Below are 15,026 nucleotides of genomic sequence, written 5' to 3' on the forward strand. Positions count from 1 at the left end.
CTGCCGGTGACTTCAGACTATGACGAAATCAACAAGCAGATGTAATTTATGGGTCGGCTTGATCGCACTCCTGCTGTCACAGGTGGGGCTGGCGGAGAGCAATAGTCCCCTGACGGCAAAGAAGGGGGACGCCAATTTTTACGGGCCAAACGAGTCGGTCAATCCCAATGTGGAGGAGTATGAGTGGACTGAGAAAGATTCCCAGCTTCCACCCTTTCCGGAAGATGACAATCTGATTGAATTTCAGGTCACCCGACCCAGCGCCTCTTTCAGCTATTTTATCGACGCCAACTCCATCAGCTATACCGAGGCGGATGGAGTTGTGCGCTATACCCTGGTGATCAGATCCCGCAACGGGGCGAATAATGTCGCCTTCGAGGGAATGCGTTGTACGACGAATGAATACAAGACCTACGCTTTTGGTAATGGCGAGGGCAAGTTCGTGCGGCCGCGTCGCATCGAATGGAAGCCGATTTCGGAGAATGGCTATACCCGCTATCGCAAGGACCTGGCCGAGTTCTATTTCTGCAATTTCCATATTGTGAATCTCAGCGCGGAAAAGATCATCCGTGAACTCAAATATGCCAGACCGCAGGTCCGAGAATCAGGGTTTTACTAGGAGTTTGTCGGGCTTGACCGATCGTAGCGAGGGAAAGCCGATTTGAGACAGATTTTTTGATCTTTCGAGGCGAATAGTGGGCCTATTCAACGAGGAAGACCGGAAAATATGGCCAAATCCGGCTTTTCCGCAGTAGATCAGTGTTAAGTCCGACAGACTCCTAGACCAGGCCCAACCCCGGCGGAGCTTCAAACACCGGTGTAAAGATGGAGCGCCAGCGTAGCGACACCCAGCATCACCAGGGCAAAGCCCGCATTCATGCGCAGCAGTGTGAAGGCATTGATATGGTATCGGCCCTGAATGGTCAGATGCAGGCCGGAAAAGGGTGTGGTGCTGACGCCAATCGCCCAGGTCATGAGGAACGTGATACCGAGCAGATTGGGGTCGACCCCCAGCGGTGAGAGGATGCCCCCGGCGGTGGCAATACTGATGACGGGATGAATGCCGATCACCGATACCGATACCATTGTCAGCAGCAGCAGGCTCGCCTCAGTGGCCCCGAAAGTCTGCACATCCACCGAGAGGTTGCTGGCCTGGATGGCGCTTGCGATACCGGTGGCCAGCACCCCGGCGGCGAGAAACAGCAGCAACTCACCTGACATGCGCGGCAGTCCGACGCGGATGTGTTGACGATAGGCGCCAAGCCCCGCTCTCCCATGTCGGAGCAGCAGTAACAGCAAGGTCACCGAGAGTGACAGGGTGGAGATCAGGGTCAGGATTGGGATGGTCGGCCAGGCGTGATGCAGCAGCATCAACATGAGTGCCAGCAGGGCCGGAATCCACAATGCACTGAACTGCATCGGATAGCCGTGAAAGCTGTCGGCACGGCTGTTGCGGGTCAGTTCCCAGCCAGTCAACAGCAATGCCAGCATGGCCACCGGAAAACCCACGGTGGAGAGGGTGGTCAGTTGAGATCCCGGGGCATTGGAGAGGGCGATACCCATGGCGGCAAAAAACGGTGACCAGCAGGCCGCCATGGCAAACCCGCGGGACAGTACGCAGGCCTGCAACGGCGTCATGGCCCGGTTGGCGGAGAGCCGGTCCCCGATGATGACAATCGAGGACATGTTGATCACGGTTCCGAGAAAATGAACCCCGAACAGGGTGCGCCAGAGTGGTCTGTCTCCCTGTGGCAATGCCTCGTCACAGATAGCGGGCTGGGTAACCAGCCTGAGGAAACTGACCGAGGCCAGCATGGCCAGCATGGCCTGATTGGTGCTGAACACCTTTTCAAATGGAATTACTGCGCCGGAGAGTGCCCCCCAGAGCAGTCCGCAGCCGCCCACCAGCAGCATGGCGATTACCTGAATTCGCTGCACCGTATTGGTGCTGGTTGCCAGCAGCAGGGCTGTCAGCCAACCGGCCCCACCCGCCAGATAGGCAGGAAGATTTCCATACAGACCGTGCAGGATCGACAGCAGCGCCATCAGGAACAGGATTGATCCTGCCAGCTTTTCGGCCGCCCGTTGGTGGAGTTGTTTCAAAGGCCCCGGGCTCCTGCGAGTAGGTGAGTGATACAGATGGGGCTGAGGTTTATCGTGGCCAAGGCAGCTCCAACGGGTTCAGTATCGGTAGGTGCGGGTTCAGCGGCAAATTTGGCTGAATAAATGCTTCCGATCATAACCGATCCTGATGCGTGACCGGGACGCCTTGTCATGGATTTCCCGATCTTGACACTCCGGTTGGCTCGGACCATCCTTGATTAAACGACCGTTTGAGGAGATCGTAATGGCTTCGGAAGTGCCGGTGTTGGAATACAGTCTGGGTGAAGAGATCGCCCATGCCGTGACCCATGGCATCGGCGTCGCCCTGAGCATCGCCGGTCTGGCGGTTCTGGTGGCCTTCTCCGCGCTCTATGGCAACGCCTGGCACATTGCCAGCAGCAGCATTTATGGTGCCACGCTGATCCTCTGCTATACCGCTTCGACGCTCTATCACAGTATTCCCCACCCCAAGGCCAAGCGGGTTTTGCGCCAGATTGATCACGCCACGATTTTTCTGCTGATTGCCGGCACCTATACCCCGTTTTCCCTGGTCAGTATGCGGGAGAGCTGGGGTTGGTGGCTGTTTGGCACGGTCTGGGGCATTGCTGTCGTCGGCATGATCTTCGAGCTGTTTACCGAGCAGCGCTACAAGAAGGTTTCACTCACGCTCTATCTGGGACTGGGTTGGCTGGCATTGGCGGCGGTTCAGCCGATGCTGGAGGCAATCGGGGTGGGCGGGCTGACCCTGCTGGTGATTGGTGGCCTGTTCTATTCCCTGGGCGTGATCTTCTATGCCTGGGAACGCTTGGCCTACAATCACGCCATCTGGCACCTGTTTGTGCTGGCGGGCAGTGCGTTCCATTTTTTTGCCGTGCTGTTTTACGTAATCCCGGACGGCCACTGGCTGTCGTTACCCCGCTGATTCCCTGTTTGCCCTCGGTTTGCCTGGCCCGCTCACGGGTTATGCAACTCCCTGTGACATCTGCCGGCGCTTTTCGTATGATCCCCCTCCATGTGTGATATCCGGGCGTCTGCTGGTGTTAAACCCGGCTGATTCCTGGCAACCGGTTTGACAGGGTGATATGAGTAACGGAATCGACCAGAGTATCGAGGGCATCGAGCGGATGCCGTTAAAGGTGTTTACCGAGAAGGCGTACCTGGATTACTCCATGTACGTGATCCTCGACCGGGCGTTGCCGTTTATCGGCGATGGCCTGAAGCCGGTGCAGCGGCGTATTGTCTATGCCATGTCGGAGCTGGGCCTTTCGGCCGGCTCCAAGCATAAAAAATCAGCCCGCACCGTGGGTGATGTACTGGGCAAGTTCCACCCGCACGGCGATTCCGCCTGTTACGAGGCGATGGTGCTGATGGCCCAGCCCTTCTCCTATCGCTACACTCTGGTGGATGGTCAGGGTAACTGGGGCTCGCCGGATGACCCCAAGTCCTTTGCCGCCATGCGCTACACCGAGGCGCGTCTCACCCCCTATGCCCAGGTGCTGCTCGCCGAGCTGGGCAAGGGGACGGTGGATTGGGTGCCCAATTTTGATGGCACGCTGAAAGAGCCATCCATGTTACCGGCCCGCCTGCCCAATCTGCTGCTCAACGGCACTACCGGTATCGCCGTGGGCATGGCCACCGATGTGCCGCCGCACAACCTGCGCGAAGTGGCGAGTGCCTGTATCCGGTTGCTGGAAAGTCCGAAGAGCACCCTGGAAGAGCTGTGTGAGCATATCCAGGGTCCGGATTATCCCACCGAGGCGGAGATCATCACCCCGCGTGAGGAGCTGATGAAGGTCTATGAAACCGGTGGTGGCAGCATCCGCATGCGCGCCCGCTATATCCGGGAACAGGGTGATGTGGTGATCACGGCGTTGCCGCACCAGGTCTCGGGGGCCAAGATCCTGGAACAGATCGCCCAGCAGATGCAGGCCAAGAAGCTGCCCATGGTGGAAGACCTGCGGGATGAGTCGGATCATGAGAATCCGACCCGCCTGGTGATTGTGCCGCGCTCCAATCGGGTTGATGTGGAGCGGCTGATGTCCCACCTGTTTGCCACCACCGATCTGGAGCGTACCTACCGGGTCAACATGAACGTGATTGGTCTCGACGGCAAGCCCCAGGTGAAGAACCTGCTGGGCCTGCTAAGGGAGTGGCTCGAGTTCCGTTATGAGACGGTGCGCCGCCGTCTGGAGCATCGTCTGGGCAAGGTACGAGACCGGCTGCATCTGCTGGATGGCCTGTTGATCGCATTCCTGAATCTGGATGAGGTGATCCGCATCATCCGCAGCGAGGATGAGCCGAAACCGGTATTGATGCAGCGCTTCGATCTGACCGAGTTGCAGGCCGACTACATCCTGGATACCAAACTGCGCCAGTTGGCGCGGCTGGAAGAGATGAAGATCCGTGCCGAACAGGATGAGCTGGCAAAGGAGCAGGAGTGGCTGGAGAAGACGCTCGGTTCCAAGCAGCGCATGACCACCCTGATCCGCAAGGAGATCCAGGAGGATGCCGAGAAATACGGGGATGAGCGACGTTCACCCATAGTCGCACGCCAGGCTGCCGAGGCGCTGGCCGAGACCGATCTCACCCCGAGCGAACCGGTCACCGTGGTGCTGTCCGAGAAGGGTTGGGCGCGGGCCGCCAAGGGGCATGACATCGATCCCGCCAGTCTCAGCTACAAGGCCGGCGACAATTATCTGGACTCCGCCCATTTGCGCAGTAACCAGGCAGCGGTATTCATCGACTCGACGGGACGCAGCTATTCGGTGCCGGCGCATACCCTGCCATCGGCCCGCAGTCAGGGAGAGCCCCTGACCGGGCGGTTGTCCCCCGCCAGCGGGGCTACTTTCAGCGTGGTGCTGGGGGGCGATCCGGAACAGTGGTATCTGGTTGCTTCCGATGCCGGCTACGGTTTCCTGGTGCAGTTGAAGGAACTGCATGCCAAAAACAAGGCCGGCAAGGCGCTGCTGACCCTGCCGAAAGGGGCCCGGGTACTGCATCCGGTGCAGGTGACCGATCGGGACAGCGATCGGGTGGTGGCTGTTACCAATGAGGGTCGCATGCTCACCTTCCCGGTTGCCGAACTGCCCGCCCTGAGTCGCGGCAAGGGCAACAAGATTATCGGTATCCCCGCCAAGCGGGTGGAGGATCGCATCGAATTTGTGGTGGCCGTAGCCTGCGTGCCCGAGGGCGGAAGGCTTACGGCCCACTCCGGCAAGCGCCATATTACGCTGAAACTGGCCGACCTGGAGCACTACCAGGGCGAGCGGGGTCGCCGGGGCAGCAAGCTGCCGCGCGGTTTCCAGAAGGTGGATCGGGTTGAGGTGGAGTTGTAAATTCTGGTTTTTCGCAGCCTGAATCACGTTAATGACTGGTTTGAATCAGAGTGCCAGGGTGGTGCTGACTTCGTGAGTTGCTGTAGCCGACAGGTCGGTTTAGCCGAGGGCGTAAGCCAATAATTTTTCCGGTGCCGGGGCAAATAGTCCCGGGTTGTCGGATTACGCTTCGCTAATCCAACCTACGGTCCTGATCGGGGCTGGTTGGCGGTGGCAACCGCTCATCCAGCACCCGGTCGATCTCTTCCCGCAGGGTACGCTCCAGATCAGCGCGAAACCGTTCTGTCACTGAGTCAGCGACCTGTTCAATGGCTTCCAACATCTCACGCCTCAACTGTTCCCGCAATTGCTTCAGGTCGATCGACGGAGTGGCCGCGCCGTCGCGCCAGTCCGGATCAAACAGCGGCAGGTTGGCCTGGTTTGGGTCGGCCGAATCGATCAACCCCAGTTCGGTCGGCTCCACCACCTCATTAAGGATTGGAATGCCCTCATGATCCACTGGGAGCGGCGTTTCCGGGGGTGTCGTTTCCGGGGGGACCGGTTTGAATGGCCATGTGAATTTCATGCGACACATCCCTGTGTCACACCCTGACGGGCGGCCTGCGGCCGTGAAAATTGTCTCTCCTGCCAATTGTCCATTCTGAATTCCTTGATTCAACCGCTAAGAGCGTAAAGAACACGAAGAAAAATATTGAGTTGTATTCTCCCGTTCATCCAACTGTCGGGGTGGTCCGAAACAATGAAGATTGGCCACTGTATCTCTTTGCGCACTTTGCGCTCTTGGCGGTTGAAATGAGGTTTTTAGGTTCACAGGTTGTGGGTGTTGAGGGTGTAGCCGCGGTCCCGGTAGGTTCGGTAGCGGCTGCGTCCGGCCTCGCGCACCGCCGGATCCTGGTCGATCAATTCGGCCACCCGGGAGAAACGGCTGAAGAAGGGGGGTACACCGGCCGCCAGGTTGACCAGTACATCGTGTTCGTCACCGGCCTGTTCGTTGTGTCCGATCAATACCGGTGTGAGCGTGCTGTCACTCTCGCTGATCAGGCCGTGTGGGATGAAGCTCTCCTCCCGTTGCGTCCAGAGCAGCTTGTCCAGGTGCCGCGATTCCGCGTCCGAGTTGGTGTGCAGATAGACCCGGTGCCCCTGTTGCCAGGCCTTGTCGACAATGCGGCAGGCGAGCTGAAAGCGGTCGCCGGCCGACTGCTCACCCAGGATATAAAAATCGACCTGGGTCATTTGGCCTGGCCTGCCCGTTTCAGCAGAAACTGCGAAAGCAGTGAAACGGGGCGCCCGGTGGCCCCTTTCTGATCACCGCTTCTCCAGGCGGTACCGGCGATATCCAGATGCGCCCATTTGAATTTTTTCGCATAGCGTGACAGGAAACAGGCGGCGGTAATGGTGCCGGCGCCCTTGCCACCAATATTGGCCATGTCGGCAAAGTTGCTCTTCAACTGCTCCTGATACTCATCCCAGAGCGGCAGTTGCCAGGCACGATCGGTGGCCCGGTTGCCGGCCTCCAGAAGCTCGGCGGCCAGCTTGTCATCATTACTCAGCAGGCCCGAAGCCTGGGACCCGAGGGCGATAATGCAGGCACCGGTCAGGGTGGCGACGTCCACTACGGCTGCGGGATCAAAGCGTTCCGCATAGGTGAGGGCGTCGCACAGGATGAGCCGGCCCTCGGCATCGGTGTTGAGGATCTCAATGGTCTGTCCCGACATGCTGGTGACGATATCGCCGGGCTTGTTGGCGGCTCCATCGGGCAGGTTTTCCGAGGATGGGACGATCACCACCAGGTTGATCGGCAGTTCCATCCGGACACAGGCGGCCATGGCGCCCATGACGCTGGCGCCGCCACACATGTCGTACTTCATCTCATCCATGGCTGCGGCGGGTTTCAGCGATATACCACCGGCATCAAAGGTGAGGCCCTTGCCGATCAGTACCACCGGCTTGCTCTTTGGTTTGCCGCCCTTGTACTCCATGACAATCAGCTTGGCCGGTTCGCGGCTGCCGCGGGAGACTGAGAGCAGTGAACCCATGCCGAGGGACTGCATCTGCTTCTCCTCCAGCACCGATATTTTCAGTTTGGTCGACTGTTTGCCCAGCTGTCGGGCCTGATCCGCCAGGTAGCTCGGGGTGCAGAGATTGCCCGGCAGATTGGACAGGTTTTTGGCCAGGGTGATGCCGCTGGCGATTGCCTCGCCCTGGCTCACCGCACGCAGCACGGCCTGGCTCTTTTTCTGCTCGCCGATGAACAGGCTCAATTTTTTCAGAGGCCGCTTGGGTGGCTTTGCCTCGCTTTTGCATTGATCGAAGCGGTAAACCTGGTCCTCGGCCGCGATGATCGATTCACGCAGTCGCTGTGCCAGATCGGTCTCCTTGATCTCCGGGGCGCAGAGGGCATTGGTAACCTCGATGACGCTGCTTTCGTTGAGTTGCTTCACGGCGCCGGCCCAGGCGGTGATGACCGACTTCAGGGTGAGTTCCTTTTCTGCCCCGAGGCCGACCAGCAGGATGCGTTCCGCCTGGATGCCGGGGATGTCATAGAGCATCAGGGACTGCCCGGTCTCACCCTCCATGTCGCCCTTCTTCAGGATGGCGCTGAGGTGCCCGTTACTGGCCTGGTCGATCTGCCTGGCCGGTCCGGCCAGTTGGCGACGGGTGAATACACCCAGTACGAGGCAGGCGGTACGCAGTGCGGATGGATCGCCTGATTTCACATGGTATTCCATAGTGGTTCCCTGAATGGTTACTGTTTGTCTGTTGTTATTCCCGCCATGGCGGGCCGATGGTGCGATTGTTGCCGGTTTGCCCGCAGCCCGGTCAGGATGTACTATCCACCGCGGTTTCTGCGGAATTGAGTAAGGTGATGGTGACGTCGGTCACCATTCCATACTGCCCGGGTTTAGCCATTTCCCAAGTATTGTCATTGAGTAGTAGTCTACAAGAATTGTAACCGTTTACCACCGATGCAGGATCACGCTCCGGTTTTTTCAACTGAACGCTTTTTATGCTGCCGATTATCGATCGCTATATTCTTCGGGAAGTGACCAAGTCATTTCTCGCCATCATGACCGTGCTGATGCTGATCGTGGTGAGCCAGAGTTATATCCGGATCCTGCAGGACGCGGTCGCAGGCGCGATAAGCAACGAGGTGATGACCCGGCTGCTGGGGCTGGAGGTGTTGCAGGTGCTGGGGCCGGTCACCCCGCCGACCTTCTTTTTTGCCATTCTCTACACCCTCGGCCGCATGTATCGCGACAGTGAAATGACGGCACTGGCGGCTGGTGGCGTCGGACTGCAGCGTATCTACCGTGCGTTCGCGCTGGTGGCTGTGCCGGTCGCCCTGGTAGTGGCCTGGTTTACCCTGGGGCTAGTTCCCTGGGTGAATGCCAACAAGGCGGAGATTATGCAACAGCAGAAGGAGGAGTCTGCTGAATTGGGTATGGCGGTAGCCGGGCGGTTTAATGAGTTCAGCAAGGGCGGGCTGGTTTTCTATGTGGAAAAGATGAGCGAAGACAAGCGTCGCATGCACAATGTCTTTGTACAGAACCGCCAGCATGGCAAGTTGGGTTTGATCACCGCCGCCGAAGGTTACCAGTATACGGAGCCCGACAGTGGCGATCTCTACCTGGTGCTGACCCGTGGTCACCGCTATGAAGGGACCCCGGGGAACAACGAATACAGCGTCGGAGATTTTGACAAGTATGCCATCCTGATCGACCGGCGTGATCAGGTCAGCGACAGTCTCCCGGCCAAGGCGATTCCCACCGATGACCTGTTCGGGTCAGAGGATCTGCGTATGCGGTCCGAGCTGGAGTATCGCTTCATGTTCCCGATTGCGGTGCTGGTGTTTACCATTCTCAGCGTCCCGCTCAGCAAGTCCCTGCCCCGGGAGGGTATCTACGGACGGCTGTTGCTGGCGTTGCTGTTCTATTTTCTGTTTCTTAACCTGCAGGCTGTATCCGGCAACTGGATGGTTTCCGGTATTACCCCGGTCTGGATGGGACGCTGGTGGGTGCACCCGTTGATGCTACTGCTGGGTGGCGCGGTGATGCTGTATAAATCTCCGCGCATGTTCCGGGTATTGAGAAACCGGTTACGGAGTCGGCTCGCATGAGGGTGCTGGACAGATACATCGGTACCAGCGTGCTGTTGAGCATCTTTATTACCCTGGTGATTCTGGTGGTGCTGGTCGGTTTTGTCACCCTGATGGACGAACTGGGCAGTGTTGGTAAGGGTGACTACACCACGGCGGATGTTTTCTACTATGTGCTGCTGATCCTGCCGCGCCGCGCCTACGAGGTGTTCCCCATGGCGGTGTTGCTGGGCAGCCTGGTGGGGCTGGGTGGTCTGGCAAACAATTCCGAGCTGGTGGCGATGCGTGCGGCCGGCGTCTCCCTCGCCAGGATCATCGTCTCGGTATTGAAAGCGGGCATACTCGCGATGTTGGTAGTGCTGGTTATTGGCGAGGCGATCGCACCCAACACCGAGCAGTATGCCGAGCGGATGCGTGCCAGCAAGATGAGCCAGCAGATCACCCTCAAGTCGAAGCATGGCTTCTGGGCCCGTGATGGCGGCTCTTTTGTCAATATTCGACAGATCCTTCCCGGCTCGCAACTCCGGGATATCTATATTTACGAATTCTCCCAAGAGCGGGAATTACAAGTCTCCACCCATGCTGATTTTGCCCAGTATCAGGAGGGGCGCTGGCTGCTGCGAGGGATCAGTCAGACCCGTTTCCTGACTGACGGGGTGGAGAGTCGGTCACTGGACGAGGCGACCTGGGATTCGTTGCTCAATCCCAATATCCTCAATGTGGTGGTGGTCCGTCCCACCATGCTGCCGGTCTGGGGACTCTATCAGTATATCGACTTCATGCATGCAAACGGACAGGAGGCGACTATCTACGAAGTGGCTTTCTGGAGCAAGGTGATCATGCCACTGATCACGCTGGTGATGGTGTTTTTGGCGGTACCCTTCGTATTCGGGGTGTTGAGGTCGGTGGGTATCGGGCAGCGGATCTTTGCCGGCTCTCTGTTGGGCTTGGCCTTCTTTCTGCTGAACAAGGTGCTGGGCCACATGGCCGTGGTTTACTCTCTCAACCCGCTGTTTGCCGCCGCAGTGCCCGGATTACTGTTCCTCGGTATCGGCTTCTGGTTTGTTCGCCGGGTCCACTGACGCGGCTATTCACCGTTTCGCCAGCAAGACCAGCCGGGTCCCCGACAACCGGTCGTGCCAGGCCAGTTTGTCCCTGTCGATCAGTATCCAGAGATAACCCAGCCCCAGAGGCAGCCAGGAGAGCAGCGCGCACAACAGCCGCTTCAGGGCGTCAGTCCACTTGAGCGGTGACCCGTCCTCCCGTACCACGCGCAGACGCCAGGAACGCATACCGAGCGTCTGCCCCCCCTTCAGCCAAAACAGCAGGAAAAAGGCCGGTGGTACCATTGCCAGCCAGAGCTGGAACAGGAGGTTCCCCGCCAGCGCCTGCGAGGCCGGCTCGCCGGCCAGTATGCCAACTGGCAGGGTGACGACCATTGAGGCCAGCAGCAGCAGGCCAAAAACCAGCAGGGCGTCATACAACATGGCCGCCAGGCGCCGGGGTAATCCAGGGCTTACTGCCTGATTAATATCAATATTATGGATTTTCTTCATGTCTTGGTTGCTGCCGCTATACTCCGCGGCAGGTAATTGCCGGATTTGGTTGCAGGTCACAATGGTGCAGGATAATTGGTCTATAGTAAGAGAAACTCATCAGGTTGCCTATCCATGAGTAGGCGGCAGGGTGTTGTTCAACTATCTGGAGGCATAACTCGCTGTGGAGCATCGCAATTCGCCGCGCCGACCGGTAACCCTCTACACCATGCTGAACTATCCCAGTCTCGGTCTGGTCAGGGGTTGTATCCGTGACATCGGGATGGGGGGGATGTTTGTCGATATCGGGCGTATTCAATTGCCGGTGAACGCTACGCTTGAAGCCTCCCTGATGCTGGGTGCCAGTGGCCTCAAGTGCCACATGCAGGTAGAGGCTATCGTCGTGCGTTGCGCCGAGCAGGGCGTTGGACTGATGTTCGATGAACTGGATAGCGAGATTCACCGTGCCCTCAATCATCTGATATTCGGATCTTCCGGGGTCAAGAATGACAACGATTGTTCCGAGTTCCTGCACTGAATTGGTTCTCTCCTCTATTCGTTAAACTTAATCCTGTACCCTCCTGGCCGGCAGGATTGTAATGACCAAGTATCAAGGCATAATGGGGCGCCGGAACATAATCCGTCCGTATTCTCATGATACGGGGCAGGATGCCCAACCTGATGACGTTTGAATTCTTCTCATTATGCCGTTACCCCTGAAACGACCCCAGAAACTCTCGTTGCTCCGGCGTATTCCCATGCCGCTGATGTCCATCATGATTGGCCTGTTCTGTGGCCTGGTGGTGTGGGGGATGCTCGATCAGGTGCAGCCCCGGGCGCTCAGGAGCATTTTTGCCGAAGAGATGAAGACGCGGCTCGATCAGCAGGCGCGGGAAACCCTGATTCGTTTTGATAACTATGTGCTGGCCCACACCTCCACTGCCCGGCTGCTGGCAAACCATCGCCAACTCGCCAACTATCTTGAGCCGGTCTACTGGTTCAAGGGGGATAAGGATCAGCCCAGACAGTATCGTTCCACTCCTCCCTGGTTGCCGGGATCGACCCTCTGGCAGTCATTGATCAGGCCGAGCCATATTCTGCTGCTGGACAGTGATGGCCGCACCCGCGAGATCTATCAGCTTGGAGAGCGGCCCCTGCCGGTCGAACTGGCCGGTACCAATGAGCTGCCGCTGAGCGAGCGGCGGGTGCAGGCCAATCTCACCAGCCTGGGGGACCGCCCCTATCTGCTGGTTTCCGAAACTGCGGAGGATGCCACCGGCACCGAGATGGGTTTTTTGATGCTGGTGGCCCCCATCGATGAGCAGTTCCTGGCGGCATCCCAACAGGGGGTTTCGTCAAATGGGGTATTGGTGGGGATACTGGAGGCGGATGAGCAGCGTTTTCTCGCCAGCAGCGATCAATCCAGATTGCCCCCACAGCGGCGATTGTCGGAGGTGGAAGCCGATTTTCTGGTCACCGCGCAATCGTTTTCCGAATATGAAGGCTCGACCCTCAATTTGCAGTTCGCCACCCTGGTGCCCCACTCCGTGGTGGAGGCGATACGGGACCGGGTGGCCAGTCTGGAACGGCGTCAGCGGCTGGTGGCTGCTTTTACCTTCGTCAGTGTGTTTACCCTGGTCTTTTTTCTGCTGTCGGAGCGGCTGAACAAGATCCTGCAGCGCATCTCCCGCTTCTCACAACGGGCACTCGGTTCCAAGCAGCCGGTGATTGAGCGCGGTAACCAGCTGTTCGTGTTGGAGGACTGGATTCATCAGTTTATTCAGCTGGTTAAGGATACCCGGGAGGAGATGCGGCAGCAGCATGAGAGTGAAATGCACGAGTCAGAGATGCTCAAGCAGGCGATCATGGAGACGGCACTGGATTCAATAATCACCATCGACCGTCAGGGGGTGATTATCGAGTTCAATCCCACGGCGGAACAGACCTTCGGTCACCATCGGCAGGAGGCACTGGGCAAGGTATTTGCGGATCTGATTTTCAACGATGAGAGCCGTCCCCAGTTCAATCGGCTGATGGCGGATGTCCTCAGTTCGCGGGATCGGCATCCTGATGAAATGCGTCATGAGCTGACAGCGATCAAGCGTGGTGGCGGTGTGTTCCCGGTGGAGCTGGCGATCAAGCCTATTCGCCTGAAGAACCGTCTCGCCTTTACCATCTACATGCACGATATCTCCAATCGTCGCCGTATCGAACTGGAGATTCGCAGTCTCGCCAAGTTTGCTTCCGAGAGTCCCAGTCCCATCCTGCGTGTCAACCGGCGCGGGGTTATCCTCTATGCCAACAATGCCAGTGACCAGCTGCTCTCCTACTGGGGCTGCGAGCGGGCCCAGACTCTGCCGCTCTACTGGCGAAACCGGGTAACAGAAATTCTGGCCAACGGCCGCGACTGGCAGACCCAGGTGATTGGTGCCACCCAGGTCTACTCGTTGCTGCTTACCCCGGTGGTGGATCTGGGTTACGTCAATATCTATGGGCGTGATATCACGGCGGAGCGGGAAGCGGAGCGCCAGGCCCGGGAGCATCAGCAGGAGTTGATCCATGTGTCACGTCTCAGCACCATGGGTGAGATGGCCACGGGACTTGCCCATGAACTGAATCAGCCGCTTTCGGCCATTGCCAATTATGCCAACGGCTCGGTACGCCGGTTGCAGTCAAGTGGTCGGGAGTCAGAAGATATTCTTTATGCCCTCGGCCAGATTACCGCACAGGCTGATCGGGCGGGTGAAATCATCAAGCGGCTGCGTGCCCTGGTGGGCAAACAGACACCGGTGCGCCGGATCGCCGACATCAACGATGTGGTGCGGGAGGTGTGCAGCTTTGTAGAGTTTGAGGCGCGCAAGGCGGGGGTGGTGATCGAGCAGGATTTCAGTATCAGCAGCCTGCCGGTCAAAATCGATGTTGTACAGATTGAACAGGTATTGCTAAATCTGATTAGAAATGCCCTTGATGCGCTGTTAGAGATACCGGAAGATGAACGCAATCTGGTAATTCAGACCCGCTGTCAGGATGGAGAACGGGTGCTGCTCCGGGTGCTGGATACCGGCCCGGGTATCCAGGATAAAGATATGAGCCGATTGTTTGAGCCCTTTTACACCACCAAGGAGAGTGGCATGGGCATGGGATTGATCATCAGCAGGACGATTATAGAGGACCACAACGGCACCATCACTGCCGAACAGCGGGCAGCGGGTGGTACCTGCTTTAGTATTGTATTACCCAGCAACAGGAACAGAGATGAACAGTAATGCCACCGTATTTGTAGTTGATGATGACTCGGCGATGCGTAACTCGTTGAAGTGGCTGATTGAGACGGTGGGGATCAGGGTGGAAACCTTCGCCTCGGCCGAAGAGTTCATCAAGTCCTATTATCCGGGGCGGGCCGGTTGTCTGCTGCTGGATGTGCGCATGCCGGGCATGAGCGGGCTGGAGTTGCAGGAGTATTTTGTTCGCGAGAACATCCATATACCGGTGATTATTATCACCGGGCATGGTGACGTGCCGATGTCGGTGCGGGCGATGAAAGCGGGAGCGGTGGATTTTATTGAGAAGCCGTTCAATGACGAACAGCTGCTGGAGAGTATCCGCAGTGCCCTGGAAATCGATCAGGATCAACGTTCGATTCAGGCTGAGCGCGCGGAGATTGCCGCCCGACTGGCGCAATTGACGCCCCGTGAGCATGAGGTGATGGAGATGGTCACCAACGGCAAGGCCAACAAGGAGATTGCCAGTGCCCTCGGCGTCAGCGCCAAGACCGTGGAGGCCCACCGTGCCCGGGTGATGGAGAAGATGGAGGCCTCCTCACTGGCCGGCCTGGTGAAAATGGTGATTGCAGCCAACCTCTACAGCGATCACTGAGTGGAGCGACTCATGCCATTCGTGTCTATTGACGGGTAGCTCTTCGCACTATCACTCGTAGATCCATGAATTGTATCGTTA

Annotated in this window: 13 protein-coding genes; 8 read left to right on the forward strand and 5 right to left on the reverse strand. The window is 58.0% G+C overall.

Annotation, left to right across the window (positions count from 1 at the left end; genetic code table 11):
- Positions 1 to 19 precede the first annotated feature (19 nt).
- A complete protein-coding gene (locus A3GO_RS21860; protein WP_084609614.1) occupies positions 20 to 619 on the forward strand; it encodes a CNP1-like family protein in 600 nt (199 codons plus the stop codon).
- A 188-nt stretch (positions 620 to 807) separates the two neighbouring features.
- On the opposite strand, the gene A3GO_RS21865 is transcribed toward A3GO_RS21860, so the two are convergent.
- On the reverse strand, positions 808 to 2,103 hold the full coding sequence (locus A3GO_RS21865; protein WP_051301681.1) for a hypothetical protein: 1,296 nt from the start codon (positions 2,101 to 2,103) through the stop codon (positions 808 to 810).
- Between the two features lie 244 nt (positions 2,104 to 2,347).
- On the opposite strand from A3GO_RS21865, the gene trhA reads away from it, so the two are divergent.
- Both trhA and parC read left to right on the forward strand, forming a co-directional pair.
- Positions 2,348 to 3,025, forward strand: a complete 678-nt coding sequence (gene trhA / locus A3GO_RS0100555; RefSeq protein ID WP_029131744.1) for a PAQR family membrane homeostasis protein TrhA — start codon at positions 2,348 to 2,350, stop codon at positions 3,023 to 3,025.
- Positions 3,026 to 3,185: 160 nt separating this feature from the next.
- The gene (gene parC, locus A3GO_RS0100560; RefSeq protein ID WP_029131745.1) at positions 3,186 to 5,438 is read left to right on the forward strand and encodes a DNA topoisomerase IV subunit A; all 2,253 of its coding nucleotides are present in this window, start codon (positions 3,186 to 3,188) and stop codon (positions 5,436 to 5,438) included.
- A 172-nt stretch (positions 5,439 to 5,610) separates the two neighbouring features.
- On the opposite strand, the gene A3GO_RS0100565 is transcribed toward parC, so the two are convergent.
- From A3GO_RS0100565 to A3GO_RS0100575, 3 genes are all read right to left on the reverse strand, one after another.
- On the reverse strand, positions 5,611 to 6,003 hold the full coding sequence (locus tag A3GO_RS0100565) for a hypothetical protein (protein ID WP_029131746.1): 393 nt from the start codon (positions 6,001 to 6,003) through the stop codon (positions 5,611 to 5,613).
- Positions 6,004 to 6,245: 242 nt separating this feature from the next.
- On the reverse strand, positions 6,246 to 6,671 hold the full coding sequence (locus A3GO_RS0100570; RefSeq protein ID WP_029131747.1) for a DNA polymerase III subunit chi: 426 nt from the start codon (positions 6,669 to 6,671) through the stop codon (positions 6,246 to 6,248).
- Positions 6,668 to 8,167 carry a leucyl aminopeptidase gene (locus A3GO_RS0100575; RefSeq protein ID WP_029131748.1) on the reverse strand — a complete coding sequence of 500 codons (1,500 nt, stop codon included), beginning with the start codon at positions 8,165 to 8,167 and terminating at the stop codon, positions 6,668 to 6,670. The genes A3GO_RS0100570 and A3GO_RS0100575 overlap by 4 nt, the downstream gene beginning before the upstream one ends.
- Before the next feature lie 278 nt (positions 8,168 to 8,445).
- Here A3GO_RS0100575 and lptF point away from each other — a divergent pair, with 278 nt between their 5' ends.
- Complete coding sequence (gene lptF / locus A3GO_RS0100580) at positions 8,446 to 9,555, forward strand: LPS export ABC transporter permease LptF (protein ID WP_029131749.1); 1,110 nt, start codon at positions 8,446 to 8,448, stop codon at positions 9,553 to 9,555.
- Positions 9,552 to 10,616: an LPS export ABC transporter permease LptG gene (gene lptG, locus A3GO_RS0100585; RefSeq protein ID WP_029131750.1), complete on the forward strand. Its 1,065-nt coding sequence runs from the start codon at positions 9,552 to 9,554 to the stop codon at positions 10,614 to 10,616. The genes lptF and lptG overlap by 4 nt, the downstream gene beginning before the upstream one ends.
- A 9-nt stretch (positions 10,617 to 10,625) precedes the next feature.
- Here the strand turns inward: lptG and A3GO_RS0100590 are convergent, their stop codons facing one another.
- Positions 10,626 to 11,090, reverse strand: a complete 465-nt coding sequence (locus tag A3GO_RS0100590; protein ID WP_029131751.1) for an RDD family protein — start codon at positions 11,088 to 11,090, stop codon at positions 10,626 to 10,628.
- A gap of 163 nt (positions 11,091 to 11,253) precedes the next feature.
- Between A3GO_RS0100590 and A3GO_RS0100595 the strand changes: the two genes are divergently transcribed.
- The 3 genes from A3GO_RS0100595 to A3GO_RS0100605 all read left to right on the forward strand — a co-directional run bounded on the left by A3GO_RS0100595 (position 11,254) and on the right by A3GO_RS0100605 (position 14,945).
- Complete coding sequence (locus A3GO_RS0100595) at positions 11,254 to 11,607, forward strand: PilZ domain-containing protein (RefSeq protein WP_029131752.1); 354 nt, start codon at positions 11,254 to 11,256, stop codon at positions 11,605 to 11,607.
- 166 nt (positions 11,608 to 11,773) lie between these two features.
- Positions 11,774 to 14,335 carry a PAS domain S-box protein gene (locus A3GO_RS21870; protein WP_051301682.1) on the forward strand — a complete coding sequence of 854 codons (2,562 nt, stop codon included), beginning with the start codon at positions 11,774 to 11,776 and terminating at the stop codon, positions 14,333 to 14,335.
- Complete coding sequence (locus tag A3GO_RS0100605) at positions 14,325 to 14,945, forward strand: response regulator transcription factor (protein ID WP_029131753.1); 621 nt, start codon at positions 14,325 to 14,327, stop codon at positions 14,943 to 14,945. The genes A3GO_RS21870 and A3GO_RS0100605 overlap by 11 nt, the downstream gene beginning before the upstream one ends.
- Positions 14,946 to 15,026: the final 81 nt, after the last annotated feature.

It is taken from the genome of Sedimenticola selenatireducens DSM 17993 (assembly GCF_000428045.1).
In the GTDB taxonomy this organism is placed as follows: domain Bacteria; phylum Pseudomonadota; class Gammaproteobacteria; order Chromatiales; family Chromatiaceae; genus Sedimenticola; species Sedimenticola selenatireducens.

Excerpts from the sequence above, each read along its gene's own strand:
- A3GO_RS21860 (WP_084609614.1), top strand. The coding sequence starts at position 20 with ATGACGAAATCAACAAGCAGATGTAATTTATGGGTCGGCTTGATCGCA.
- A3GO_RS0100575 (WP_029131748.1), bottom strand. The coding sequence starts at position 8,167 with ATGGAATACCATGTGAAATCAGGCGATCCATCCGCACTGCGTACCGCC.
- A3GO_RS21870 (WP_051301682.1), top strand. The coding sequence starts at position 11,774 with ATGCCGTTACCCCTGAAACGACCCCAGAAACTCTCGTTGCTCCGGCGT.
- lptF (WP_029131749.1), top strand. The coding sequence starts at position 8,446 with ATGCTGCCGATTATCGATCGCTATATTCTTCGGGAAGTGACCAAGTCA.
- lptG (WP_029131750.1), top strand. The coding sequence starts at position 9,552 with ATGAGGGTGCTGGACAGATACATCGGTACCAGCGTGCTGTTGAGCATC.
- A3GO_RS0100570 (WP_029131747.1), bottom strand. The coding sequence starts at position 6,671 with ATGACCCAGGTCGATTTTTATATCCTGGGTGAGCAGTCGGCCGGCGAC.
- A3GO_RS0100590 (WP_029131751.1), bottom strand. The coding sequence starts at position 11,090 with ATGAAGAAAATCCATAATATTGATATTAATCAGGCAGTAAGCCCTGGA.
- parC (WP_029131745.1), top strand. The coding sequence starts at position 3,186 with ATGAGTAACGGAATCGACCAGAGTATCGAGGGCATCGAGCGGATGCCG.
- trhA (WP_029131744.1), top strand. The coding sequence starts at position 2,348 with ATGGCTTCGGAAGTGCCGGTGTTGGAATACAGTCTGGGTGAAGAGATC.
- A3GO_RS0100605 (WP_029131753.1), top strand. The coding sequence starts at position 14,325 with ATGAACAGTAATGCCACCGTATTTGTAGTTGATGATGACTCGGCGATG.
- A3GO_RS0100565 (WP_029131746.1), bottom strand. The coding sequence starts at position 6,003 with ATGAAATTCACATGGCCATTCAAACCGGTCCCCCCGGAAACGACACCC.